This window comes from Variovorax sp. HW608 (assembly GCF_900090195.1).
In the GTDB taxonomy this organism is placed as follows: Bacteria; Pseudomonadota; Gammaproteobacteria; order Burkholderiales; family Burkholderiaceae_C; genus Variovorax.
Window position 1 is genome coordinate 5232160 of the sequence record NZ_LT607803.1, and the last position, 24507, is coordinate 5256666.

General features: G+C 67.4%; 26 protein-coding genes. 12 read left to right on the plus strand and 14 right to left on the minus strand.

The window, feature by feature from the left end:
* The first annotated feature begins 13 nt into the window (after positions 1 to 13).
* From VAR608DRAFT_RS24845 to VAR608DRAFT_RS24860, 4 genes are all read left to right on the plus strand, one after another.
* Positions 14 to 931 (plus strand): SDR family NAD(P)-dependent oxidoreductase, encoded by a 918-nt coding sequence (locus VAR608DRAFT_RS24845; protein ID WP_088956492.1) that lies wholly within the window; start codon positions 14 to 16, stop codon positions 929 to 931.
* A 114-nt stretch (positions 932 to 1045) separates the two neighbouring features.
* Complete coding sequence (locus VAR608DRAFT_RS24850; protein ID WP_157731113.1) at positions 1046 to 2614, plus strand: sensor histidine kinase; 1569 nt, start codon at positions 1046 to 1048, stop codon at positions 2612 to 2614.
* 61 nt (positions 2615 to 2675) lie between these two features.
* Entirely contained in the window at positions 2676 to 3050 is a 375-nt protein-coding gene (locus VAR608DRAFT_RS24855) for a response regulator (protein WP_088956494.1), read from the plus strand.
* Between the two features lie 19 nt (positions 3051 to 3069).
* Positions 3070 to 3519 (plus strand): desulfoferrodoxin family protein, encoded by a 450-nt coding sequence (locus tag VAR608DRAFT_RS24860; RefSeq protein ID WP_088956495.1) that lies wholly within the window; start codon positions 3070 to 3072, stop codon positions 3517 to 3519.
* Between the two features lie 3 nt (positions 3520 to 3522).
* Here VAR608DRAFT_RS24860 and VAR608DRAFT_RS24865 read toward each other — a convergent pair whose 3' ends face one another.
* Genes VAR608DRAFT_RS24865 through VAR608DRAFT_RS24875 form a run of 3 tightly spaced genes read right to left on the minus strand, consistent with a single transcriptional unit; the run spans position 3523 to position 5852 of the window.
* On the minus strand, positions 3523 to 4239 hold the full coding sequence (locus tag VAR608DRAFT_RS24865; protein ID WP_157731114.1) for a carboxypeptidase regulatory-like domain-containing protein: 717 nt from the start codon (positions 4237 to 4239) through the stop codon (positions 3523 to 3525).
* Complete coding sequence (locus VAR608DRAFT_RS24870) at positions 4236 to 4610, minus strand: HPF/RaiA family ribosome-associated protein (protein WP_088956497.1); 375 nt, start codon at positions 4608 to 4610, stop codon at positions 4236 to 4238. The genes VAR608DRAFT_RS24865 and VAR608DRAFT_RS24870 overlap by 4 nt, the downstream gene beginning before the upstream one ends.
* Before the next feature lie 60 nt (positions 4611 to 4670).
* The gene (locus tag VAR608DRAFT_RS24875; protein ID WP_231973599.1) at positions 4671 to 5852 is read right to left on the minus strand and encodes an acyltransferase family protein; all 1182 of its coding nucleotides are present in this window, start codon (positions 5850 to 5852) and stop codon (positions 4671 to 4673) included.
* 208 nt (positions 5853 to 6060) lie between these two features.
* On the opposite strand from VAR608DRAFT_RS24875, the gene ylqF reads away from it, so the two are divergent.
* Entirely contained in the window at positions 6061 to 7020 is a 960-nt protein-coding gene (gene ylqF / locus VAR608DRAFT_RS24880) for a ribosome biogenesis GTPase YlqF (protein ID WP_088956499.1), read from the plus strand.
* A 49-nt stretch (positions 7021 to 7069) separates the two neighbouring features.
* Here ylqF and VAR608DRAFT_RS24885 read toward each other — a convergent pair whose 3' ends face one another.
* The gene (locus VAR608DRAFT_RS24885; protein WP_157731115.1) at positions 7070 to 7759 is read right to left on the minus strand and encodes an ankyrin repeat domain-containing protein; all 690 of its coding nucleotides are present in this window, start codon (positions 7757 to 7759) and stop codon (positions 7070 to 7072) included.
* A 233-nt stretch (positions 7760 to 7992) separates the two neighbouring features.
* Between VAR608DRAFT_RS24885 and VAR608DRAFT_RS24890 the strand changes: the two genes are divergently transcribed.
* From VAR608DRAFT_RS24890 to VAR608DRAFT_RS24905, 4 genes are all read left to right on the plus strand, one after another.
* Positions 7993 to 9726, plus strand: a complete 1734-nt coding sequence (locus tag VAR608DRAFT_RS24890) for a pyrroloquinoline quinone-dependent dehydrogenase (RefSeq protein WP_088956501.1) — start codon at positions 7993 to 7995, stop codon at positions 9724 to 9726.
* Positions 9727 to 9854: 128 nt separating this feature from the next.
* Positions 9855 to 10388, plus strand: coding sequence for a c-type cytochrome (locus tag VAR608DRAFT_RS24895; protein ID WP_088956502.1), 534 nt, complete (start codon positions 9855 to 9857; stop codon positions 10386 to 10388).
* 74 nt (positions 10389 to 10462) lie between these two features.
* Positions 10463 to 10996 carry a cytochrome b gene (locus tag VAR608DRAFT_RS24900; protein WP_231972953.1) on the plus strand — a complete coding sequence of 178 codons (534 nt, stop codon included), beginning with the start codon at positions 10463 to 10465 and terminating at the stop codon, positions 10994 to 10996.
* A 27-nt stretch (positions 10997 to 11023) separates the two neighbouring features.
* The gene (locus VAR608DRAFT_RS24905) at positions 11024 to 11977 is read left to right on the plus strand and encodes a beta-propeller fold lactonase family protein (protein ID WP_088956504.1); all 954 of its coding nucleotides are present in this window, start codon (positions 11024 to 11026) and stop codon (positions 11975 to 11977) included.
* A 21-nt stretch (positions 11978 to 11998) separates the two neighbouring features.
* Here VAR608DRAFT_RS24905 and VAR608DRAFT_RS24910 read toward each other — a convergent pair whose 3' ends face one another.
* On the minus strand, positions 11999 to 12922 hold the full coding sequence (locus tag VAR608DRAFT_RS24910) for an RNA polymerase sigma factor (RefSeq protein WP_088956505.1): 924 nt from the start codon (positions 12920 to 12922) through the stop codon (positions 11999 to 12001).
* Positions 12903 to 13208, minus strand: coding sequence for a hypothetical protein (locus VAR608DRAFT_RS24915; protein ID WP_088956506.1), 306 nt, complete (start codon positions 13206 to 13208; stop codon positions 12903 to 12905). Before VAR608DRAFT_RS24915 ends, VAR608DRAFT_RS24910 begins: the two co-directional genes overlap by 20 nt.
* Positions 13209 to 13351: 143 nt before the next feature.
* Between VAR608DRAFT_RS24915 and VAR608DRAFT_RS24920 the strand changes: the two genes are divergently transcribed.
* On the plus strand, positions 13352 to 14398 hold the full coding sequence (locus VAR608DRAFT_RS24920; protein ID WP_088956507.1) for an aldo/keto reductase: 1047 nt from the start codon (positions 13352 to 13354) through the stop codon (positions 14396 to 14398).
* A 13-nt stretch (positions 14399 to 14411) separates the two neighbouring features.
* On the opposite strand, the gene VAR608DRAFT_RS24925 is transcribed toward VAR608DRAFT_RS24920, so the two are convergent.
* Positions 14412 to 15590, minus strand: coding sequence for a restriction endonuclease subunit S (locus VAR608DRAFT_RS24925; protein ID WP_088956508.1), 1179 nt, complete (start codon positions 15588 to 15590; stop codon positions 14412 to 14414).
* A complete protein-coding gene (locus VAR608DRAFT_RS24930; protein WP_088956509.1) occupies positions 15587 to 17254 on the minus strand; it encodes an HsdM family class I SAM-dependent methyltransferase in 1668 nt (555 codons plus the stop codon). Before VAR608DRAFT_RS24930 ends, VAR608DRAFT_RS24925 begins: the two co-directional genes overlap by 4 nt.
* A 155-nt stretch (positions 17255 to 17409) precedes the next feature.
* Here VAR608DRAFT_RS24930 and VAR608DRAFT_RS24935 point away from each other — a divergent pair, with 155 nt between their 5' ends.
* The gene (locus VAR608DRAFT_RS24935) at positions 17410 to 18339 is read left to right on the plus strand and encodes a succinylglutamate desuccinylase/aspartoacylase domain-containing protein (protein ID WP_088956510.1); all 930 of its coding nucleotides are present in this window, start codon (positions 17410 to 17412) and stop codon (positions 18337 to 18339) included.
* A gap of 16 nt (positions 18340 to 18355) precedes the next feature.
* Here the strand turns inward: VAR608DRAFT_RS24935 and VAR608DRAFT_RS24940 are convergent, their stop codons facing one another.
* Positions 18356 to 20161: a glutamine--tRNA ligase/YqeY domain fusion protein gene (locus VAR608DRAFT_RS24940; protein WP_088956511.1), complete on the minus strand. Its 1806-nt coding sequence runs from the start codon at positions 20159 to 20161 to the stop codon at positions 18356 to 18358.
* 138 nt (positions 20162 to 20299) lie between these two features.
* Between VAR608DRAFT_RS24940 and VAR608DRAFT_RS24945 the strand changes: the two genes are divergently transcribed.
* A complete protein-coding gene (locus VAR608DRAFT_RS24945; RefSeq protein WP_088956512.1) occupies positions 20300 to 20635 on the plus strand; it encodes a hypothetical protein in 336 nt (111 codons plus the stop codon).
* A 112-nt stretch (positions 20636 to 20747) separates the two neighbouring features.
* Here VAR608DRAFT_RS24945 and VAR608DRAFT_RS24950 read toward each other — a convergent pair whose 3' ends face one another.
* Genes VAR608DRAFT_RS24950 through VAR608DRAFT_RS24970 form a run of 5 tightly spaced genes read right to left on the minus strand, consistent with a single transcriptional unit; the run spans position 20748 to position 24485 of the window.
* Positions 20748 to 21572 (minus strand): LytR/AlgR family response regulator transcription factor, encoded by an 825-nt coding sequence (locus VAR608DRAFT_RS24950; protein ID WP_088956513.1) that lies wholly within the window; start codon positions 21570 to 21572, stop codon positions 20748 to 20750.
* Positions 21573 to 21577: 5 nt separating this feature from the next.
* On the minus strand, positions 21578 to 22636 hold the full coding sequence (locus tag VAR608DRAFT_RS24955) for a sensor histidine kinase (protein WP_088956514.1): 1059 nt from the start codon (positions 22634 to 22636) through the stop codon (positions 21578 to 21580).
* Positions 22633 to 23670, minus strand: coding sequence for an alpha/beta hydrolase family protein (locus tag VAR608DRAFT_RS24960; protein WP_231972954.1), 1038 nt, complete (start codon positions 23668 to 23670; stop codon positions 22633 to 22635). Before VAR608DRAFT_RS24960 ends, VAR608DRAFT_RS24955 begins: the two co-directional genes overlap by 4 nt.
* Positions 23667 to 23951 carry a 2TM domain-containing protein gene (locus VAR608DRAFT_RS24965; protein ID WP_088956515.1) on the minus strand — a complete coding sequence of 95 codons (285 nt, stop codon included), beginning with the start codon at positions 23949 to 23951 and terminating at the stop codon, positions 23667 to 23669. Before VAR608DRAFT_RS24965 ends, VAR608DRAFT_RS24960 begins: the two co-directional genes overlap by 4 nt.
* A 21-nt stretch (positions 23952 to 23972) precedes the next feature.
* Entirely contained in the window at positions 23973 to 24485 is a 513-nt protein-coding gene (locus VAR608DRAFT_RS24970) for a DUF6622 family protein (protein WP_088956516.1), read from the minus strand.
* Positions 24486 to 24507: the final 22 nt, after the last annotated feature.

Genomic DNA, 24507 nt, shown 5'->3' on the forward strand with positions numbered 1-24507 from the left:
AAGCCTTTCCAGCATGAGCAATCTCGATTTCAAGGGCCGCGTCGCCATCGTCACGGGCGCGGGCAACGGCCTCGGCCGCCAGCATGCGCTCGCCCTCGCGGCGCGCGGCGCCAGGGTTCTGGTGAACGACCTCGGCGGTGCGCGCGACGGTTCCGGCGGCTCCGTGACCGCGGCGCAGGCGGTGGTCGACGAGATCCGGGCCGCCGGCGGCGAGGCGATCGCCAACGGCGCCTCGGTGACCGACTTCGACGCGGTCCAGGCCATGGTGCGCCAGGCGGTGGATGCCTGGGGCCGCGTCGACATCCTGGTGAACAACGCCGGCATCCTGCGCGACAAGAGCTTCGCCAAGATGGATCTCGCCGATTTCCGCCTCGTGATGGACGTCCACCTCATGGGCGCCGTGCATTGCACCAAGGCCGTCTGGCCCATCATGAACGAGCAGAAGTACGGCCGCATCGTGATGACGACGTCCTCCTCGGGCCTGTACGGCAATTTCGGCCAGAGCAACTACGGCGCCGCCAAGCTCGCGCTGGTGGGCCTGATGCAGACTCTGAGCCTCGAAGGCGCGAAGAACGACATCCGCGTGAACTGCCTCGCGCCGACCGCCGCCACGCGCATGACCGAGGACCTGATGCCGCAGGAGGTGCTCGACGCGCTGAAGCCCGAGGCGGTCGTGCCCGCGATGCTGGTGCTCGCGAGCCAGGACGCGCCGACCCGCGCCATCCTTTGCGCGGGCGCAGGCGCCTTCGAGGCCGCGCACATCACGCTCACGCAGGGCGCGTGGATCGGCTTCGGCGCCGATGCGCCCGAACGCCTCGCAGCAAGTCTCGCCGAAGTCACCGACCGCAGCGGCGAGATCGTCCCGCAAAGCGGCGCGGCGCAGGGCAGCAACGAAGTCGGCAAGGCGATGGCGAACGCGCGCGGGCGCTGAGCGCCGAACCTTGACGCTGGCCGCGTTGTCGCGGACCATCCGCTGCAAAAGGGAGGGCCCTTCGACCGATTGAGGGAGCCCGGCATCAAACTCGAGCAGCTTGTCACGCGGGTGTTGAAGCGGTCACCCTTCTCCGGGCTGGTGCAAAGGGTGGCGCGTGTTCGCGCCTCGGTCCACACCAAGCTGCTGCTCGCCTTCCTGATCATCACGCTGCTGTTCATCGCGATGGCGGTGGCGAGCCTGATGATGCTGGTCAACACCACCGAACAGAGCCGCCTGCTCGACGAGGCGCACGAGCGGGTCGACTGGTCGCAGCAGAGCCAGCATGTGCTGGACCGGCAGATGCACTTCACCGCGCTCGCGCTGCTGTCGAAGGACGAGGTCGCGATCGAGCGCATCCTGCGCGAAAACAACCGCTTCAATGAATCGCTGGCCAAGCTCGACACCGCGAGCGGCTTCGGACAAAAGGGCCTGATCGACCGCATCCGTGCGTCGCAGGACGATGCGATGGGCGTGGTGGCCGACATCGCGAACGCGATTCGCGACGGCAACCTGGAGCGCATCACCTCCGATCTGCTGCAACGCCAGGAGCGGCTGGACGCGCAGATCGCGCTCTACATGGGCCAGCTCGTTGAGATGGAGCAGAACCGCATGGCCCGCCTGCGCGACAGCGTGAGCGCGGCCAACCGCCGTTCGCTCGTCCTGACCTCGGCGTTCGCGGTGAGCGCGGTGCTGCTCGCGTGGCTGTGCGGGTTCGTGATCTCGTGGTCCTTCATCCTTCCGGTGCGCGCCGCGCATGTCTTTCTCGACGATGTCGCTGCCGGCAACTTCGGGCGCAAAATCTCGGTGCCCAACCGTGACGAGTTCGGTGCGCTCGCCGACCGGATGAATCACATGAGCCAGCAGCTGCAGCGCTTCGACCAGTCGCAGCGGCGGGCTGCCGCGGAGCTCGTCGATCTCAACGAGCAGCTGTCCGGCGCGAGCAAGGCGAAGTCGGAGTTCCTCGCGAACATGAGCCACGAACTGCGCACCCCGATGAACGCGATCCTCGGGTTCAGCGAGATGATGATGGACGGCCTCTACGGCGACGTGCCCGCCGAGCTGAAGGAGCCGCTCGGCGACATCCAGGTGAACGGACGCAATCTGCTGCGGCTGATCAACGACGTGCTCGACCTGTCGAAGATCGAGGCCGGGCGCATGGAGCTCGCGCTCGAGGATTACGTGGTGAGCGACGTGGTCAACACGGTGCGCACCGCGCTGCGCTCGATCGCGGCCGAGAAGGGCCTGGCGTTCACCGCGCACGTTCCCGACGACCTGCCCATCGCCCGCGGCGACAGCGGCAGGCTCACGCAGTGCCTCACCAACCTCGTCGGCAACGCGCTCAAGTTCACGCGCAAGGGACGGGTGGAGATCGCGGTTGCGCTAGCGGGCGAAGAGCTGATCTACAGCGTCTCCGACACCGGCATCGGCATCGCCCAGGAGGAGCTCGAGAACATCTTCACCGAGTTCCGGCAGGTGGACACCACCATCACGCGCGAGTTCGGCGGCACCGGACTGGGCCTCAGCATTTCGAAGAAGTTCGTGGAGCGCCTCGGCGGCCGCATCTGGGTCGAGAGCGAACTGGGCAAGGGCTCCACCTTCAGGTTTTCCGTGCCCCTGCGCGCGGGCGGAGAATGTTCATGAGCTCCCGCCCGGCCGTTCCGAAGGGGGCTCGCACCGCAGTGCGAAGCACGGAGGTTTCCCAATGAGCGAGCGCAAGATCCTCTACGTCGAGGACAACGCCTACAACCGCAAGATCGTCCGGCAACTGCTGAGCCGGTCGGCCTGCAAGCTCTTTGAGGCGGCGGACGGCGAGACCGGCGTCGCGCTGGCGCGCAGCGAATTGCCCGACCTGATCCTGATGGACGTGCAGCTGCCGAAGATGTCGGGCCTCGATGCGACGAAGCTGCTCACCACCGAGGCCGACACGCGTCACATCCCGGTGATCGTCATCACCTCGTATGCGCTGAGCGGCGACCGCGACAAGGCCATGCAGGCCGGTGCATCGAGCTACATCGCCAAGCCCTACAGCCCGAGCGAGCTGCTGAAGATGGTGAAGCAGTTTCTTCCCGACCTCTGATGGACGCGAGGAGGGTCACATGAGCAGGAATTCTTCGGATGCTGCCCGGCCGGTCGCGGCGGCGCTGGCCTTCGCGATGGGCCTTTGCATGGCCTTCGCCGCGCACGGCGAGGAAGACCAGGCGCAGCAGTTCACGCCCGAGTTCCGGGAACTGCACAAGGGCTTCGACGGCAAGCACACGCCGAAGATCACCGCGCCGGACAGCGTCAAGCGCGGCGCGTGGTTCAACGTGACCATCAGCATCGGCGCGGAGTCGCCTCATCCGTCGCTGCAGGAGCACTTCGTGCGCTACATCGCTCTCTACAAGGACACGGTGGAGATCGCGCGCGCCTACCTGCATCCGGTCTACTCGTCGCCGACCGTGACCTTCACGGTGGCGCTGGACGAAGGCGGGTCGCTGCGCGCGATCGCCGAGCCGACGCATTCGGCCGCCTGGGAGGCGTCGAAGAAGATCAACGTGGTTCCTTGAGGATCAGCGCATCCGCATCTCGACCTTGACCTCTCCCGGCTGCTGCTCGCCCACGGTGACGCTGGCCGGCATCGTGCCGAGCCGCTCGTGCCACACCTGCAGCCGGTACTGGCCCGGCGGCAGGTCGTCGAAGGCGAAGCCGCCGTCCGGCCCCGTGATCGCATAGAAGCGGTGCGCCGCGACCACCACCCATGCGGTCATCCACGAATGCAGGTCGCAGTTGATGCGGACGATCTCGGGCTGCGCGAAGCTGACCGGGATCGTGCGGCCCATCGGCTGCGTGCGGTTGAACGAGACGTTGTCCTTCGGCGTGGCGTGGATGTTGTGGAGCAGCCGGTCGCTGTTGAGGAAGTCCACCGTGCCGCCCGCCGGGACCACCACGACGCGGGGCACGAAGGTGCAGCCTTTCTGGTCGACCTCCACCTTCTGCGCGGCCGGGGCCGCCGCGCCGGGCGGCGCGTTCTCGATCCATACGACCGCATTGCGGATCTCGCGCGCGGAGGAGACCTGCAGGTCGTCCGCCGGCTTCTCCTGGCCGCACAGGTACTGGTCGATGGTGACCGGTATCTTGGCGGTCGCGGGCAGGGCGCCGGCGAACATCACCTTGCCCTTGATGCTCCCCGCGAGCGCGCCATCGGCGAGTCCGCAACCGAGCAGCATCCATGCCAGCGCCCGCGCGGCGCGAAATGCGTCGCGTGGCCTGGGCCTGGATGGACTCAAGGGGTATTCCCCTCGTCGGTCGCCCCATCAGGGCCCGTGCGGATCGATTCGCGGTCGCGGTGGTTGTAGAGACGGCCGACCGCGTTGTCGAGCGAGCGCTTGAGCTTGTCCGACGCGCCCCGGAACGCCTCGTCGAGGCTGGCTGCATGCTGGGTGACGGCCAGCGGCTGGTGATGGACGAGCCGGGCTTCCATGACGCAGCGCTTGTCGGCGCCGCCCTTGGCGTCATGGTTCTCGTCGCTGAGGTGAACCTCGATGCGCGTCACGGTGTCGGCGAAGCGGCCGAGGGTCTGCCGGATCTGTCCGTCGGCCCATCGTTCCAGCGCTTCCTTGTTCGCAACGCCGTTGCTCGTGTTGACCTGGATCTGCATGTCTTGCACCTTTCGCGGCAGGTGGACAAGCCTCTAGCATGCGTGCTGCCGCGCCCAGGTTCAAATGCCCACAACGCCGGTGCTTGCATTCGGCGACGGCTGTTGCAACTGCTGCCGACGCAGGCCGAACAGGGGGCGCAGCCAGCGAAAGCGCCGGATCAGGGCATCGGTCAGCAGCCAGCAGCCGGCCACGGTGGCGACGATGATTCCGATCGGTTCGAACACCGGCCCGAGCCGCAGCGGTGCAAGCGTGACGGCGCCCGCGATGATCAGCGTCTGGTGCAGCATGTACCAGGGATAGACGGACTCGTTGGCCCAGCCGAGCCATGGCCAGGGCCGGTTCAGGTGGCGGTGCGCGAAGCCCAGGATCACGACCAGCACGCTCCAGAGGTACACGGTGCGCAGGCTGCGGGCGATCCAGGCGGCCGTTTCCGGACCCACGCTCGTGAAGCGCAGCAAGAGATAGGCCCCGACGCACCCCAGGGCGATCACCGCCGCCCAGCCGCGCAGGCGCTCCAGCTCGCACCAGATGCCTTCATCGATGCTCATCCAGAAGCCGTAGAGGAACACGGTGAAGAACAGCGCGTGCTGGTACCAGTCGTGCACCAGATCGTCCGTGACCGGAAACCGCGGCGCCAGCCACAGCGTGAACAGCAGTACCGGCAGCGCCGGGACGGCGAGCAGCCGCCATCCGCGCAGGCCCAAGAACGCCGCCCGGATCCGCAGGCCCGGCGCCGAGCGGAACGCCGGCATCAGCAACGCCAGGACGGCCGTGTAGGCGAAGAGATAGGCGAGATACCAGAGGTGGTTCCACGTCATCGGAAAGTCCGAGCCGTCGAATGCGCCCTTCGGCCAGGGGCCGCCCGAGAGATAGCGCGCCATGAAGGCCCCGAAACCCGGTGCCACCAGTCCGTTGGCGACGCCCTGGACATAAGCCTGATAGGGCACGATGAAGGCCATCCCGAAGAGCAATGGCACCAGGAGTCGGACCGCGCGACGACCGATCAGCGACATCGGTCGGCGTCCCCGGCAGAGGAAGCCGAAGGCCACGCCCGACACCAGGAATACCAGGTCCATGCGCCAGACGTTGACGCTCACCATGGGCCATCGCAACCACTCGCTGGCATGGACGCTCTTGAGGTGCCAGGGCCAGTCGGCCACGTAGTACATCCCCACGTGGTAGAGGATGAGCAGGCCGAAGGCCATGGCCCGCAATGCATCGATGTCATGTCGCCGGTTGATGGTCACGTTGTTATTCCTCGAACGGCGCGCATGGTAGGGCACCGGCATGCGGCCCGGTGCGCACCGGGGACGATTTGCCGGGCATTCGTGACGAATGGTGGACGGCTGGAGGGACGGCGCAACGCCGGATTCGTGAAAACCCGGGGGCCATGGATGCCCGGGTGACAATCCGTGCTCCCCTTCAACGACAGTGAGAAAGACATTCGCGATGGCCATCCAGTGGTTCCCCGGTCACATGCACCTGACCAAGAAGGCCATCGCCGACCGGATCAAGGAGATCGACGTCGTCATCGAACTGCTCGACGCCCGGCTGCCCGGCTCCAGCGCGAACCCGATGCTGGCCGATCTCACCGGCCACAAGCCGGGTCTCAAGGTGCTCAACAAGCAGGACCTCGCCGATCCGGGATGCACCGAAGCCTGGCTCGCCCACTACAACGCCCAGCCCGCCACCAGCGCCATCGGCCTCGACGCGAGCCAGACGGCACCCGCGCGCCAGCTCATCGATGCCTGCCACGCGCTGGCGCCGAATCGCGGCGGCATGGCCAAGCCGATGCGGGTGCTGATCTGCGGCATTCCCAACGTCGGCAAGTCGACACTCATCAATACCCTGACCGGCACCCGCAAGGCCAGGACGGGCGACGAAGCCGGCATCACCAAGCTCGAGCAGCGCATCGTGCTGGCCGATGACTTCTACCTGTGGGACACGCCCGGCATGCTGTGGCCGCGCATCATCGTTGCCAAGAGCGGCTACAACCTCGCGGCCAGCGGCGCGGTCGGGCGCAATGCCTTCGACGAGGAACTGGTGGCGCTGGAGCTGCTGTCGTATCTGAAGCAGCACTACGCGGCGCTGGTCGAGGCGCGCTTCAGGATCGACCCGATCGCGGGCCTTGCCGACGACGAGGTGCTCGACGCCATCGGCCGCAAGCGCGGCGCACTGCTCGGCAAGGGCAAGGTCAACACGCAGAAGGCGGCCGAGATCGTGATGCACGAGTTCCGCAGCGGCAACATGGGCCGCATCACGCTGGAGACGCCCGAGGAGTTCGCGCAGTGGCTGGCGCAAGGGCGGCGGCTCGATGCCGAGCGGCAGGCGAAGAAGGATGCCCGCGCCGCGCGCAGGAAAGGCGCGAAGCCGGATGGGGACAAGGCGAATTCCGACACGCCGTCATGAGCTGCATTTCAGTCATTGCGGCTCAGCAGTGATCCAAGCCGCATGGCGATCAATGCAGTCCGGCCGCCTCCGCCACGGCGGCTTGTCCGGCGCCGCGCGCAATGTCGAAGGCGGTCAGGCCGCGGTCATCGCGCATGTCGGCCTTTGCCCCGCGCGCGAGCAGCAGGCGCACCGTGTCCGCATGTCCTTGCCCTGCGGCCCACATCAGGAGCGTGAGCTTGTGCTCGTAGGTCGCATTCACGTCGATGCCCGCGCCGAGCAGCGCGTCGAGCGCCGCCGTATTGCCCTGGGCGGCCGCATACACCGGCGCTGACTTGTTCATGCGGTCCACCGGATCGGTGCGCGCGCCGGCGGCCAGCAGGCGCTTCACGAGTTCGGCTTCGCCGCTGTAGCTGGCGGCCATCAAGGGCGTGACGCGAGCGGTGGACGCGAGATTGACGTCGGCCTTGGCATCGATGAGCAGCATGCCGAGCGCGGTGTTGCCTTTCTCGCAGGCGATGAAGAGAGGCGTCTTGCCCACGGGGTTGCGGGCGTTGACCGAAGCGCCGTTGGCAAGCAGCTCCTTCACGCGCTCGATCTGGCCTTGCCGGGCTGCGACGAGCAGCTGCGCATGGGGACTGGGGTCGGACTCAGCCTGTGCCGCTGCATCGCCGAGGAGCGATGTGGCGAGCGCAAGCGCGAAGGCCCAGGGCACGAGCGAATGCAGTCCATGGCGAAGCGGTGAGGAGAGGCTGTTCATGGCGGGTTCTCCAATCATCGAATGCTGCGGTGCACCGAAAGAATCCGCTATTCAGTGGACCTGAATGTGGCTACGCTTGCAAGCGAGGTGGGGCAGGGCCGCCATCTGCCGAGCGGCTGGAGCCCTTCGCGGGTGCGCATCCACCATCGCCCCGCATCGCACCTTGCGACGCCGGTTCCCGGGTCGCCGCGGTGGCCAAAGAGGCTTCCAAAAAAAGCCTGAGGAGACCCGCGATGAAGAAGACCAAGTTCCAGCATCACCTGCGCCGGACGCTCGTTGCCGGGCCGGTGCTCGGCCTCGTCTCTTTCGGTGCCTTCGGCCAGGCCGAAGTGCCGAACCAGGGAACGACCGGCTCGCCGGTACCCAAGACGATCTCGGTGCCGCAGCAGAAGCTCGACGCCGCGGACAAGGATGCGAACAACTTCCTGCACTCGAACATGAGCTATGCGCAGACCCGGTTCTATCCGGCGAAGCAGATCAACACGGCCAATGTCTCGAAACTGCACCCGGTCTTCACCTTCCAGACCGAAGTGGTCGAGTCGATGGAAACCGCGCCGATCGTCGTCGACGGCGTGATGTTCGTCACCACGTCGTACAACCACGTCTACGCGCTCGACGCGACGACGGGCAAGGAGTTCTGGCACTACAAGCACAAGATGGGGCCGGTCACGACCTTCTGCTGCGGGCCGAACAACCGCGGCGTCGCGGTCATGGACGACAAGCTCTACATGGGCACGCTCGATTCCAAGCTGGTCGCCCTCGATGCGAAGACCGGCAAGCTGCTGTGGTCCTCGCAGATCGCGGATCCCGAGCAAGGCTACTCCGAGACCATGGCCCCGGTGGCGGTGAACGGCAAGATCCTGATCGGCACCAACGGCGGCGAATACGGCGTGCGCGGCTTCGTGAAGGCCTTCGATGCGAACGACGGCAAGCTGCTGTGGACCTTCAACACCATCCCCGAGAAGGGCCACGAAGGCGTCTGGGCGCCGAACGATGCGACGCAGCGCAACATGCTGCGCGACATCGCGGCCGAGAAGGCCCAGTTCGAGAAGGCCGGCGGTGACTTCTACAAGACGCTCGGCGGCGGCGTGTGGATGGCGCCGGCGATCGACAAGGAAACCAAATCGGTGATCTTCGTGGTCGGCAACCCGAGCCCGGACCTCTACGGTGCAGAGCGGCCGGGGGACAACCTCTACACCGACTCGATCGTGGCGATCGACCTGGACTCCGGTGCCTACAAGTGGCACTACCAGTACGTGCCGCACGACGTGTGGGACCTCGACGCGGCATCGCCCGTGATCCTGACGGAGGCGAAGGGCAAGGACGGCAGGATGCGCAAGGTCGCGATCCACGGCGGCAAGACCGGGCACGTCTATGTGCACGACCGCGCCACCGGCGAGTTGATCCGCTACAGCGAGGCGATGATTCCCCAGGAGAGCATGTGGGTGCTGCCGACCAAGGACGGCGCACGCATGCTTCCCGGCGCCAACGGCGGCGTCGAGTGGAGCCCGATGGCGATCAACCCGAACCTGCACATGGCCTACGCGGCGAACCTGCATCAGCCGATGACCTACCACGTCGAGGAAGCCAAGTACCCCGGCGGCAGCAAGCTCTGGCTGGGCGGCGCCTTCAAGGTGATTCCTGCCGAGAAGCAGTGGGGGCGGCTCGCCGCGGTGAATCTCGACACCGGCAAGCTGGCGTGGAAGTTCGACACGGCCGAGCCCCTCATCGGCGGCGTGCTCGCGACCGGCGGCAACCTGGTCTTCAACGGCGAAGGCAACGGCTTCTTCCGCGCCTTCGATGCGCAGACCGGCAAGAAGTTGTGGGAGTACCAGTGCGGCGCAGGCGTGAACGCGCCGGCGGTGTCGTACAGCGTGAACGGCAAGCAGTACATCGCCGTGGCGGCGGGCGGCAACACGCAGATCGACTTCAAGCGCGGCAACTCCGTGGTCGTGTTCGGGTTGTAATGAGAACATCCCCAGCCTCGTCCTCTTCGTGTGACTCGGACATCCCCTCAAGGGGGCGCACCCAGCGGGCCGGCAGAGCCGGTTCCGCGGGTGCCTTGGGTTTGGCGGCGTTGACGCTCGGGGGCTGGATGGTCTTCGCGAGCGGCTTGGCCTGGGCGCAGCAAGCGGCGGTGCCTGCGAAGGCGGCAGCGTGCGCGGCCTGCCATGGGGCCGACGGGCAGCCGATCATGCCGGTCTATCCGATCATTGCGGGGCAGAACTCGCGCTACATCTATCTGCAGTTGCGCGACTTCCAGGAGGGGCGGCGGACCAACGAAGTCATGTTGCACATCGGCATGACCCGGGATGACATGCATGAGCTCGCCAACTACTTCTCGGCGCAGAAGCCGCCACGCCAGAAGTTCGTTCCCAATGCCGACAAGGTGAAGCTCGGCAAGCTCAAGGCCGAAGAGACGCTCTGCACCATGTGCCACCTCCACGGCTTCGCCGGGCAGAACGAGATTCCGCGCGTGGCGGGGCAGAACTACGACTACATCGTCAAGCAGCTCACCGATTTCAAGGCCAGGAGGCGCACCAACGACGCCGGCAACATGACCAGCGTGGCGAACACGCTGACCGCGCAGGACATCGAGAATCTCGCTCACTTCGTGAGCGGCCTCTGAGATGCGTCGGCATGCCAATGCACGCTATTCACGATATGCACGGTATATCACCAATATCGACCCCGGGTCCGCAGGTGCTGCCCTCCGCGCGCTACACGCGCACCGCCGTCTGGCTGCACTGGCTGCTGGCTGCGGCGCTGCTCGGGCAGATCGCCTTCGGCTTCGTGCTGGACGAGATCGCGCCGCGCGCCACGCCGGAGCGTTCCGGCGTGGTCAATCTGCACAAGTCGCTCGGGATCGTGCTGGGCCTGCTGATCGCCGTGCGCCTCGGCTGGCGGCTTTCGCATCCGCCTCCGCCCTGGCCTGCAACGATGGGGGAGGCCGAGCGCCGGGCCGCGCGGGCGATGCACGCGGCGCTCTACGTTTGCATGGCGGTGATGCCGCTGTCGGGCTATATCGCGTCGAACTTCATCCGCTTCGGCATCAGCTTCTTCGGGATCGCATTGCCGCCCTGGGGGCCGCCGCTGCCGTCGGTGTATGCGTTCTTCCAAGGCGTGCACCTCACCACGGCTGTGGTGTTCAGCGCGCTCATCGTGGGGCATGTGCTCGCGGCGCTCAAGCATGCGGTGCTGGACCGCGATGGCGTCTTCGCGCGCATGCTGAACTAGGATTCGAATGTTGGAAGGAGGGGTCGCATGAAGTTCCGGCGTCTGTCTTGGCATCGATGGCTCGGGTGCGTCTTGGCCGTTCCGCTTCTCGCGGCGGCGGCCCCGTTCGCCTACGTGCCCAACGAAGGATCGGGCACGCTGAGCGTGATCGACACGGCCACCGACAAGGTGGTGGCCGACATCGCGGCCGGCAAGAAGCCGCGCGGCACGGCCATCAGTGCGGATGGACGCACGGCCTACGTGAGCGACCAGCCGAACAACCGCCTGGTGCTGATCGACCTGGCCGGCCGGCGGGTGGCCGGCAGCATCGACCTGGGCGAATCGCCCGAGGGTGTCGGCATCTCGCCGGACGGCCGCTGGGTGGCGGCGGCGGTGGAGGAATCGAACGACGTGGCCTTCGTCGACACGCGCAGCAAGCTGAAGGCATTCGTCGTGAAGGTGCGCGGCAAGAACCCCGAGCATGCCGTTTTCTCGCCGGACGGCAAGATCGTGTTCGTGAGCGCTGAAGACGGCGGCGCGGTCGACATCATCGACGTGCAGAAGCGCCAGCAGGTCGCGCAGGTGCCCGTGGGTGCGCGGCCGCGCGGCATCGGCTTCTCGCCGGACGGACACCGAGCCTACGTTGCCGCTGAGAACTCGAACGAGGTCTTCGTCATCGACGCGATTTCGTTCGGCGTGCTGAAGAGGATCGGCGCGGGCCTGCGCAGCAACGGCATCGCGGTGCACCCGAACGGCAGGCGCGTCTTCGTGTCGAATGGCGGCGATGCCAGCGTGTCGGTGATCGATACGGCGAGCGACACGGTCGTCGCGACCATCCCGGTGGGGCAACGGCCGTGGAACATGGCGCTCACGCCCGATGGCAGCAAGCTCTACGTGGCCTGCGGCCGTTCCGGCACCGTGTCGGTCATCGACACGGCAACGAACACCCGGACCGCGGAGGTCCCGGTCGGCAAGCTGCCTTGGGGGGTGGCGGTGCGCTGATCGGAACTGCGCGCGAGGGCTTCAGCGTGCCGGAACCAGCGCCGCCTCCTGGGCGATGTAGTGCACATAGCGGTAGTCGCGGATGGCGACCACGTGCGCATCGCGCCATTCAATCTCGATGAAATAGCCGGGCCGTGCGGCACCCGGTTCGCGCATCACTGCCAGGACCTCGCGACCGTCGAGATGCGCCGGCACCAGATGCCAGTCGCTCACGCGCCCGTAGTTGCCGAAGTAGAGGCTGACCTCGCGCCGCCCGGCGGACTTGCGCCGCGAGACCAGATCGAGACGCACGTCGTCCGCCAGCATCGCGCGCACGCCGTCCCAGTCGTGCGCGTTGAAGAGTGTCGCGTAGCGCACCAGTTCCGGCGAGACGGGTTGTGCGGCGGGCCGGGCGTCGGCCGTGGGCTGCGACAACTCGCGCAGCACGGCGCGCCCGCGATGCAGGGCCGCCTTGACGGCCGGCACGCTCAGTTCCAGTTCCTCGGCGATCTCCTCCAGCGAGTGGTCGAGCACGTCCTTGAGGATCACGCAGCCACGCTGCGCCGGCGCAAGCTGCATGAAGCACGAGAGGGCCGCATGCACCGCCTGGCTGCGCGCAAGCGCCTGCTCGGGCTCGCGGTCTTCGCGCTCGGCCAGGTCCAGCGCGAGGTCGATGGGCTCCGCAGCCCGGTGCGCCTCGTGCCGCCGGTGGTCGATGGCGTGGTTGTGCGCGATGCGAAAGAGCCAGGGCCGCAGCGGCGGAAGCTCCTTCAGCTCGGGCAACTGGTAGTAGCCCCGTGCGAGCGTGTCCTGCACCACGTCCTCGCCGTCGGCGACCGAGCCGGTCATCCGCGTGCAATAGCGGTGCAGTTCGGGGCGGATGTCGCCCACCAGCGCCAGGAAGCGCCGGCGGCCCTCGTCGAGGGCCGCGATGATCGAATCCGTTTCATCGGCCGAAGAAGCCATACGAGCCGATCTCCTTGAGTTCGGTGGTGACCGGCGGATCTTCGCAGCGATCGCGCACGCCCGCCGCGAATGCCTTGAACGACGCGAGCGACGTCAGGGCATTGTTCGCGCCGTCCTCCTCGTACGACACGAGGTGGACGAAGCTCACCCCATCGTCGAGCCGGAAGGTGGCGTAACGCAGGCCCGCGGGGCGGACGCGGTGGAGCTCGTCGTACACCGCGGCGGCGAGACGCTCGTTCTCGGCCACGCGGTCGGCCTTGAGCCGGTATCGGATCATGCGCTTCATGAGGTGGGTCCTTTCTCCGGCGGCGCCGGATGGATGTGAAGTCTCCATGACGATCCAGACGCACTAAAGGATGCGGTCGCGGCGCCTGCAAGATTCCCTGCGGCCCCCTATGCTCGCGGATTCGCTTCAAGGAGATCCTTCCCATGCGTTACCTTCCCTTGGGCCGCACCGGCCTTTTCGTGTCCGAACTCTGCCTTGGCACCATGACTTTCGGCGGCGGCGAGGGCATCTGGACCCATATCGGCGACCTGCAGCAGGCCGATGCCGAGCGGCTGGTCGGCTCGGCGCTGGATGCCGGCATCAACTTCATCGACACCGCCGACGTGTACTCGGGCGGCCGCGCGGAGCAGATCACCGGGCAGGCGCTGAGGAACCTCAAGGTGCCGCGCGAGAACGTGATCGTCGCGACCAAGGTCCTGGGCGAGATGGGGCCGGGGCCGAACGCGCGCGGGGCCTCGCGCGGGCACATCATGGACGGCGTGAAGGCGAGCCTCAAGCGTCTGCAGCTCGACCACATCGACCTCTACCAGATCCACGGCTTCGACCCGGCCACGCCGATCGAGGAAACGGTGCGCGCGCTCGACCAGCTCGTGCGGCAGGGCCATGTCCGCTACGTCGGCGTTTCCAACTGGGCCGCGTGGCAGATCGCGAAGGCGCTGGGCGTGGCCGAGCGGCTGGGCCTCTCGCGCTTCGAATCGCTGCAGGCCTACTACACCCTGGCCGGCCGCGATCTCGAACGCGAACTGGTGCCGATGCTGGCCAGCGAAGGCGTCGGCCTGATGGTGTGGAGCCCGCTCGCGGGCGGCCTGCTCAGCGGCAAGTACGGGCGCGAGCAGCAGGCCGAGCCGGGCAGCCGCCGCACCACCTTCGACTTCCCGCCGGTCGACAAGGACCGCGCGTTCGACTGCGTCGATGCGATGCGACCGATCGCGAAGGCGCACGGCGTGTCGGTCGCGCAGGTCGCGCTGGCGTGGCTGCTCCACCAGCCGCAGGTGACCAGCGTCATCATCGGCGCCAAGCGGCCCGATCAGCTCGCGGACAACATCGCCGCGACGAAGCTCGCGCTGGGCGCGGCCGAGCTCGAGCAGCTCGACGCCGTGAGCCGGCTGCCGGCCGAATACCCGGGCTGGATGTTCGCGCGGCAGGGCGAGTACCGGCGCAAGCAGCTTGCGGAGGCGAAGGCCAGGTGATCCGGATGCATGCTCAGCCGAAGACCTTCGCGAGCAGCGAGGCCAGCGTGGCCTCCGCGGTCGAGGTCAACTGCGCTTCGGTCGCGCGCGCCGAGGCGGCGGTGTCGGCGTAGCGCGCGAAGGACGCCTGCTTCGCGAGCGGCGGCAGCATGACCGGCAGGGCCTTCAGGTCCTGCTGGTTCAGGCTCGCCTGGTTGATCGCCCGCTTCGCGTTGAGCTGGAAGTGCCGCCGCGTGCGCGTCGTCTGCAGCGCCGAGAAGACGTACTGCGACAACGCGCGCTCGGGATCGACGACCAGCCGCATCATGTTCGACTCGAACACCGTCGCCTCCGGCAGCGTGCGGATCAGCACGCTCTTGCCCAGGTGATCCGTGCTGTTGACGCGATTGACCAGGATGTCCCCCTCGGCGAGCACGTAGCGCTGCGCTTCCCCGTCGTCGAGGCGAAGTCGCTTCAGGCGTGCCGGTTCGCACATCTCGCCTTCATTGAAGCTGTCGATCCGCACGATCGGCGTGCCTTCGCCGTAGGCGGACCGGTGCTTGTACAGCCCGTTCTGCGGCGAGGCCTTCAGCAGGCTTTCGAGCGGCACCACGGGCCAGCCCTTCGGGTTGCTCACCGAATCGCCGAAGGCGTCGCCATAGAGCGCAGGCAGCAGTTGCGCCGTCCGTTCGCGGATCTCGCGCCGCTGGCGCAGCGCGCGTCGCGCGCACAGCAGCATGTCGACGATGCCCCGCTGCTTCTCCAGGGGCGGCAGCGGAATCATCTGGTCGAGTACGCAAGAGTCGGAGACCGCCGGGTACAGCGCACCTTTGGCCAGCTTGTCGAGCTGGCGGATGAAGTGTCCCGATTGGACGAAGAAGTAGAGGTACTCGGGCAGCACGCGCGGCGTCGCGCGCAGCACGCAGAAGGCGGTGCTCGCCACATCGCCGTCGAGCGATTCGGGCACCAGCGCCACCGCATTGAGATTCGGCCGCACGGTGGAGACCAGCACGTCGCCCGTGCGCAGCAGCCTGCGTGCTCGGCCCGGCGCCTCGGCGCCGCGCAGGGTGCGAGCGCCGGCGATGGCCTTCGTCCTGTTGTCGACCGCCGTGACATCGACGTAGGTGATCGGATCGTCGGGCCAGGCGGACGGGTTCATGGTGCCCGTCTTCGCCTCGACCACCTCCCGCAGCGCGATCCGTGGCGCCGTCACTTGTCCATCTCCCTGACCATGATGCGCAGGGTCTCCATCTCCCGGGCGAATTCGAGCTCCCTGGCGATCACGTCGTCGATCAGCTCGAGCGGATGGAGGTGCCCGGCCTGGGCTTCGCTGAGCGGGCGATAGCGGCTGGCCGTGAGGTTGTAGTTGTTCGAGCGCAGCGTGGCCGCATCGGCGAACCACCAGTTCTCGTTCCATTCGGCCTCGGGCTCGCGGGCTTCCCATTGCGAAAGCGAGGTATCGCGCTGCGCATACACCTTGGTCAGGCGCGGCAGGTCGTCGTCCTCGTTGGGCGTGTCGTGATTGGCGTCGAGCTCGTAGCCGTCCTCTTCCACGTGAAGAAAGAGCACCTGGCCGGTGCGGCCGCCCTTGTGGAAGAAGAGCACCGAGGTCTTCACGCCCGAATAGGGCTGGAACACGCCGCCCGGCAGGCTCAGGACCGCATCGACCCGGTTGTTCTCGACCAGCTGCCGGCGCAGCTCCTGGTGCGCGCCCGACGAACCGAACAGCACACCTTCGGGCACCACCACGGCGGCCCGGCCGCCCTCGCGCAGGCTGTCCTGCATGTACTTGAGAAAGAGAAGCTCGGTGCTGGTCGTGCTGCCGACGCGCACCGCGTCGACGATGCGCGCCTTGTCCACGCGGCCCGAGAAGGGCGGATTCGCCAGCACCACGTCGTAGCCCTCGCGCGGCTGCCCGAGTTCGATCTTGCGGGCGTCGTCGAGCATCGAGGTGAGGACGTTGCGCTGCAGGATGCGCACCTGGGTGAGCCCGCGCAGCGTGAGGTTCATCGTCGCCAGGCGCACCATCTTCGGGTCGACGTCGTTGCCGTGGAAGGTCCGCTTCTGCAGCGTGTCGAGATCATGAGGCGTCAGCAGGTCGCCGAGGCCGCGCTGCTGGATCTTGCCCTCGACCTCGGTCAGGGCGATCGCCTCGGGCGACGAGTGCGCAAGGCGGATGTGGTTGTAGGCGGCCACCAGAAAGCCGGCCGTGCCCGCGGCCGGGTCGTAGATGGTTTCGCCGATGGCCGGGTCCACCATCTCGACGATGCGCCGGATGATGTGGCGCGGGGTGCGGAACTGGCCGAGCTCGCCGGCCTGCCTGATCTGCCGCAGCACGTGTTCGAAGAGATCGCCCTTGGTGTCGGAGTCGGCCTCGGCCAGATCCAGGTCGTCCACGAGCCGGACGACCTGCGTCAGCACCGTCGGATCGGTGATGCCCAGGCGCGCACCGCGCATGAAGTCATGCGCGCCGGCCGCACCGATTTCGGCGAAGAACGGAAACACCTCGTCGCGCACGAACTGCACGAGCGGATCGCCTGCCAGCTCCCGGGCCCAGAAGGACCAGCGGAAACGGCTGCGCGCGATCGCCTGCGTGGCGGTGTGCAGCACGGTCGCGGTCGGGCCGCCTTCGCGGACGGCGGGCAGGGTGGCGTTTTCAGCCCGATGCAGCGGCCATTCGCCATCGAAGATGCTCGCATGGGGCTCCTTCAGGACCTCGGCGCGCTTTCCGTTCTCGTCGTCGATGGTCTCCGAGAGGAAGAAGAAGAACAGGAACGACAACTGCTCCGCATTGCCGACGGGATCGGGATAGCCGCCGCCAAAGAGATAGTCGCGAATCTGGTCGATCGACCGTCGCATTTCAGCGGTCAGGGACATGGAGGGGATCTTGTCACGGGTGTTCTCACGGATGGCCCGCGAGTCTACGGCCCAATGGGCGGCTGTCAGGGGCCGGCGGGCACGCGTTGCCAAGGTGTAGCAAACTTGCGCATCCGGCAGCGCGGCTGTTTTTCATCCGAGGATCCATCTCTTCAATGGCACAGAATCCTGATCTCGAAGTGCGTCCGCGCGACATTTCGGCCTACCGCCAGGGCAACACCGGCGTCGACTACGTCCACCGCTTCGAATCCGGCAAGCCCGGGCCGCACGTGCTGATCAACGCGCTGACCCACGGCAACGAGATCTGCGGCATGGTCGCGGCGACGCATCTGCTGGACAGCGGCGTGCGCCCCCAGGCCGGCACGCTCACCGTGAGCTTCGCGCACGTCGAGGCCTACAACGCCTTCGATCCGGCCAAGCCCTTCGACAACCGGCAGATCGTGCACAACCTCAACCGCATCTGGTCGGACGACTGGCTGGACGGTCCTGAGGACAGCCCCGAGCTGCGCCGCGCGCGCGAGCTGCGGCCGGTGGTGGCGGCGGCGGACCACATCCTCGACATCCACTCCACCAGCCAGGACGTCGTGCCCTTCTGGGTCTACCCCGCGTACGAACGCAACGCCAAGGTCGCGCTGGCGATCGGCCTGCCGCCGGTCCATCTCGTGATGCCGGCGGGCCTGGGTTCGGGCACGCCGCTGATCCAGCACGGCCTGCACGCCGGCGCCGATGCGCCGGGCGCGGCGGTGGTGGTCGAGTGCGGCCAGCATTTCAAGCAGTCGGCGGCCGACCTCGCGACCGAGGTGACGCTGCGCTTCCTGGCGCATTTCGGATTGATCGACAGGGAGCCCGCCGCTCCGCCCGCACCGCAGCGGCGCTACGAGCTGCTGCAGACGCACGTCATCGAGTCCGAGGACTTCCGCTTCGTGCGGCCGCTGATCGGCTTCGAGACCTTCGCCAAGGGCGAACTCATCGCCAACAACGGGCCCGATGAGATCCGCGCCCCGTGCGACGACTGCACCGTGTTCATGCCGGCGCAGCGCGTGATCGTGGGGCGCGAAGCGGTCTATCTCACGAAGCCGCTCTGAAGACGCGAGGGCTGGGTTATTTGCCCCAGCTGTCCCGCATCCCGGCCGCCCGGTTGAACACGCGCTGGCCGTCCGCGCCGACATGCGAATCGAGCACGAAATAGCCGTGCCGCTCGAACTGGTAGGGCGCGCCCTGCGCGGCGGACGCCAGCGCAGGCTCGGCGTAGCCTTGCGTCACCGCGAGGCTGTCGCGATTGAGCTCGTCCTGCAGCTCGCCGGAGCCGGGCTGCGTTGCCGCGAAGAGCCGCTCATAGAGCCGCACCTCGGCCGGCAGCGCATCCGCGGCCGCGACCCAGGTGATGTTGCCCTTGACCTTGATCGCATCGGCGCCGGGGGTGCCGCTCTTGGTGTCGGGCACGAGCCTGGCCTGCACTTCGACCAGCTTGCCGTCGGCGTCGCGCGTGGCGCCCGTGCATTCGATCACGTGGCCGTACTTGAGCCGCACCTTGTTGCCGGGGAAGAGGCGAAAGAAGCCCTTGGGCTGCACGTCCTCGTAGTCGGTGCGTTCGATCCACACCTCGCGGCCGAGCTTGAAGGTGCGTCGGCCCATCTCGGCGTGGTGCGGGTGCACGGGCGCCGTGCATTCGTCGAGCACGTCGTCGCCGCCCATGAGCTCGCCCCAGTTGGTGATCACGAGCTTGACCGGATCGAGCACCACCATCGCGCGCGGGGCGATCGGGTCGAGCGTGTCGCGCAGCGCGGCTTCGAGGCTCGCGTAGTCGATCCAGCCGCCGGACTTGGTCACGCCGGAGCGCTCGCAGAAGAGCTTCAGCGCATCGGGCGTGTAGCCGCGGCGGCGCAGGCCCGCGAGGGTGGGCATGCGCGGGTCGTCCCAGCCGTCGACGTGGCCGTCCTCGACCAGTTGCCGCAGCTTGCGCTTGCTGGTGATGATGTGCGTGACGTTGAGGCGCGCGAATTCGTACTGGCGCGGATGCGGCGAGGCGATCAGCCCGCCCTCGGCAAGCCGGTCGAGCAGCCAGTCGTAGAACGGCCGCTGATCCTCGAACTCGAGCGTGCAGATGCTGTGGGTGATCTGCTCCAGCGCGTCCTCGATCGGATGCGCGAAGGTGTACATCGGGTAGATGCACCACTTGTCGCCAGTGTTGTGGTGCGTCGCACGGCGGATGCGGTAGAGCGCCGGATCGCGCATGTTGATGTTGGGGCTTCCCATGTCGATCTTCGCGCGCAGCACCGCGGCGCCGTCGGCCAGCTTGCCGTCACGCATCTCGCGCAAGCGCGCCAGGTTCTCCTCGGGCGTGCGGGCGCGGAAGGGGCTGTCGGTGCCCGGCGTGTTGAAGTCGCCGCGGGTGGCGCGGATCTCGTCGGCGCTCTGCTCGTCGACGTAGGCGTGACCGGCAGTGATCAGGTACTCGGCCGCGCGGTACATGAAGTCGAAATAGTTGCTCGCGAAGTAGACGTGGTCGTTGCGCGCGCCGGGATGCGCGGGGTCGTCGGCCATCACGGGCTCGTAGCCCATCCATTTCACGGCGTCGCGGATGGCGTCGACGTATTCCTGCTCTTCCTTCTCGGGGTTGGTGTCGTCGAAGCGCAGGTGGCACACGCCGCCGTATTCCTTGGCGAGCTCGAAGTTGAGCCAGATGCTCTTGGCGTGGCCAATGTGCAGGTAGCCGTTGGGCTCGGGCGGAAAGCGCATGCGGACCTTGGCCGGGTCCTGCATGCCTTGGGCGTGATGGGCGGCATCGCCGGGGTCGCCACCCCATTTGCGGCCGGAATAGGTGCCCTGCTCGAGATCGTTTTCGATGACGTGGCGCAGGAAATTGCTAGGCTTGGCGGTGTCGTTGTCGGCTGCGGCGGAAGTCATTCACGCATTCTACGTGCCGCTAGAGACCCGTTACCTTTCGCTACCTTCTTCACAGAGCGGCGTACACCGCGTTGACACTTGGCGCGTTGAATATCGACATGGGCGATCGATACGCCCGCTTCAAACAGGAGTCCAGACATGAGCACAACTCGATCCACACTCTTCAAATGGGCCACTGCAGGCGCTGTCGCCGCAGCTGCGCTCTTTGCCGCAGCGTCCGCGAGCGCAGCCAATGTTGCCTGGTCGGTGGGTGTCAACGTCCCTGGCGTCGCCGTGGGTGTGGCGTCGCCGCAACCGTATTACGTCGCACCAGCGCCGGCGTACTACCCGCCGGCGGCCTATGTGGCCCCGGCTCCGGTCTATGTCCGTCCGGCGCCCGTCTATTACGCGCCGCCGCCCGTCTACTATGGACCGGCGCCTGTGTACTACCGCGGGTACTACTACGGGCATGGCCACCGTCACTGGCGCTATTGAGCGACAGCTTCATCCATCCCTACCGCCTGCTGTCACATGAAAAGGCCGGCCCCTCCAAGGGCCGGCCTTTTCTTTGTCTTGCTGGCCTTGTTCTTGCTGCGTCGGACCGGGACTACATGGCCCTGAAGAGGTGCGCATAAAGGCGGCTCACCGGGATCTTTTCAACGCGTCCACGCAGCGTCAGGTGCTGCTTGCCCGCCTCGTCGCGGTGGACCGCTTCGATTGCGTCGGCGCGCACCACGGCCGCGCGATGGACCTGCCAGAAGACCTGCGAGTCGATCTGCGGCAGCAATTGCTTGAGAGGTGTGCGAATAAGGTATTCGTTTCCTGCGGTGATCACGCGAACGTATTTGTCCGCCGCTTCGAAGTACTGCACCTCGTCGATCGGCACCATCCGGATGGTGTTGCCTGACGACCCGGCTTCGCTCGCAGGAATCAGCTTCAGCGGTGCGGCAGCGCCGGGTGCGGATTCTGCAGCCCCGAGCGCCTTTCGCCACTGGGCGAGGGTGCCGGCGAGCACATCGTCCAGCGGCGCGGGCGACGATGAACGCAGTTCCAGCGCCGCGCGCACCCGGCTGATGGTGCGGCGCAGCCGGTCGGACTGGATGGGCTTGAGCACGTAGTCGATCGCCTCTGCATCGAAGGCGCGCGCCGCGTATTCGTCGTAGGCGGTGACGAAGACGAGCTGCGGCATGGGCGCCTCGTCGACCGGCCATGCATCGGCCAACTCGGCGGCCACGCCCAAGCCATCGAGACCCGGCATGCGGATGTCGAGGAAGAGCACTTGCGGAAGCTGTTCGAGCGCCTCGCGCACTGCGCTTCGTCCGTCTCCGACACACGCCACCAGTTCCAGTTCGGGCCAGGCCGCAGCCAGTTCGGCGCGCAGAGCTTGCGCGAGCAGGGGCTCGTCTTCGGCGATCAGGGCTGTGACTCTCATTCGGGTCATGCTGGAAATGTGACTGTTGCGATCGCGCCGCCGCCGGGCGCTCCCTGCAGCGTCAGGCCGCCGCGTGCGCCGTAGGTCGTGACCAGGCGTTCGCGCACCTGCTCGATGCCGAAGCCTTCATGGTTCGACGCCGGCGCCGAGACCAGGCCGACGCCGGTGTCGCGAACTTCGATGCAGATCCGTGAGACGCCGTCCTCGGCACGGTCTTCGCGCCGTGCGCGCACCGAGATGTCGCCGCCCTCGACCTTCGGCTCCAGTCCGTGGCGAATGCTGTTCTCCACCAGGGGCTGCAGGAGCAGGGACGGAAAGGGCTGGCCGCGCAGCGAATCCGGAAGGTCGAGCGAGTAACGCAGGCGAGGCCCCATGCGCACCGACATCAGCTCGAGGTAGTCGCGCAGCCGGTCGAATTCGGAGGCCAGCGGATGCGAGGTGGCGCGCGAGCCTGCGAGGGTGACCCGCAGGTAGTCGTTCAGGTGATCGAGCATCTCGATGGCGCGCGGCGGGTCGACCGCGATCAGCACGCGCAGGTTGGCCAGCGTGTTGAACAGCATGTGCGGCTCGAGCTGGGCCTCGAGCAACTTGAGCCTGGCTTCGCCGGCATCGCGCTCGGCGGTGGCGATCTTGGCGGTCAGCGCGGCGGCCCTGCCGCGCGCATGGAAGTAGAAGCTCGCCGCGGCGCTGGTGACGATCGTGATCACCAGGCTGATGGTGTTGTCGCGCGGCGACGAGACATTGCGATAGCTGAACAGGAAATCGCCCACGCGGTCGCCGACCAGGAAGCCGCAGCCGATGCCCACGGCCGTCAGCAGCACGCCGCGCCAGCCCTTCGGCCAGCCATGGCCGCCGCTGCTGTCGGTATGGCAGTTGCGCTCATCGACGAGATAGCGCCCGAACTCGATCACGGCCCAGACGACGGTGCCCACCGACAGGGCATAGCCGACCTGCATCAGGTAGGTCTTGTTCGGCCAGATGGCGGTGGTCAGCACCGCCACCACGCAGCAGAACGCGATGACTTGCAGGTAATGCCGGCCGGCGCTGAGCCAGTGAATCTTCATGGCGCCAGATTCTGGACGAAGAAGCGGGCGATGGCGTGGTAGACGGCGGGCAGGCTCGCCCGGTCGAAGCCCGGCGGGTCGCTCAGCAGCCGGGCCGCGCGGGCAGGCAGGTCGGGCGGCTGCGGCGACAGGATCGACCCGTGGCCCGCGGCAGGCATGTCGGCGACCAGCGTGCAGTTTGTGGCACAGGCCGCGCGCACCGCGTCGATGTGCCATTGCGGGGCGAGCCAGTCGTCCTGGCCCGCGCGCACCAGTCCGAGGGGGATCCGCGGCTTGGCCAGCGAGGCCATCTCCACCGGAGCGGCCATGGGCACAGCCGCGACTGCGGCCGTGATCCTCGGATCGGCCCAGGATTCAAGGGTGGTCTGGTTGCCCAGTTTCCAATCGAGCACGCGGCGGGCGACCGCCAGGCGCAAGCCGTCCAGCATGCTGCCCGTGAGCGAGCTTGCCAGTCCCACGCAGGTCGGGAAGTCTTGCGCCAGATGGGCCTGGCAATGGGCGTTCAGCAAGGCGGGCGACCAGCGCGCGCCGGCCAGGGTCAGCGCGGTGAGGCCGCCGGCCGACATGCCGTAGACGCCGACATGCTTGAAGTCGAGCAGCGGCGCGAAGCGCGCGTCGGCGGCCATCGCATCGATGGCCTCTGACACCTCTTTGGGACGGTGGCGCCAGGTGGCCGGGCCGACGTCGCTCATGTCGCGGTAGTTGTCGCCCGCGTGCTCCGGCATGGCGACGGTGAAGCCGGCGTCCACCAGCGCGATCGCCAGGTCGGCCTGCGGCCAGGGCGAGCCGCCGGAGCCGTGCGACATGACGATCAGGCGGCCGTTGCCATGCAGCGGGACGGCATCGGCGGCCAGATCGAAGGAGAAGGGGCCGCGGACGAAGCGGCCTGGCGCGGCAGCCGTCGGGTAGAACACCGTGACGGGGCCGGTGTCCGGCGGCGCCGGCAGCACCGTCACACCGGTGGCAGCCAACGCGGCGCGGCCCAGGAAGCCGATCAGCGCCAGCGCCAGAAGGCGTCTCGCGCCGGCCTTCACCACGGGTCTCCCTTGCTGCCGCCGGCCAGCCTGGCGCGTTCGCGCTCGACCATCCGCGCGAGCAGCGTGCCGCCCGGCGGCAGCATCCAGACCGATATCCCATGGGCCAGCAGGCCGACGCCCCAGCCCAGCAGCGGGAAGACGGCCCAGGCTCGACCGGTCGCCACCGACAGGGCGATCAGCCCGAGATTGACGATCGCGTAGATGGCTGCGTGGATGAACCAGCCCATCTTGGCTTTCGCGCGCTTGCGGGCCAGGCGGTCGATGTCGTCGCTTGTCATGGTGGTTCTCCTCAAGGGTTTTCAGGCGGCGACCGCGGCGGCATCGGTGCGCATCGCCAGGCGCCACAGCCGGATTGCGCGGCCGACGAAGACACCGGTGAAAGTACCGTAGAGCGCGCTGATGCCGATGCAAAAGAGCGCCTGGTGACCGTATTCCGGATGGATCGCCATCAGCACGCCGACGATGTACTTGGTGAAGAAGATGCCCATCATGAGCACGAGCGGCACCGCGGTTCCCGCGATGTGGAAGCGGCGCGCCGCCGCGTCGTAGCGCGTACCCGCGGGCAGCCTGCGTTGCAGCGCTACCGCGATGGTCGCGAAGACCATGGCTGCCCAGGCCAGCAGCGACACGATCGAGTCGCCGAAGGCCGACGCGACGCCGAAGATCGACAGGCCGCCCATCACGACCGGCATCAGCGTCATGCGGGTCATGCCGAGGCTGGTGGCGACGAGCTGGCGTGCGCCGAGCCACAGCAGCAGGGCGAAGAGGCCGAAGACCCACTTGGGGGTTTGAAGAAGGATCTGCATCAGCATGGTGTGCTCCGTGAGGGTTGGG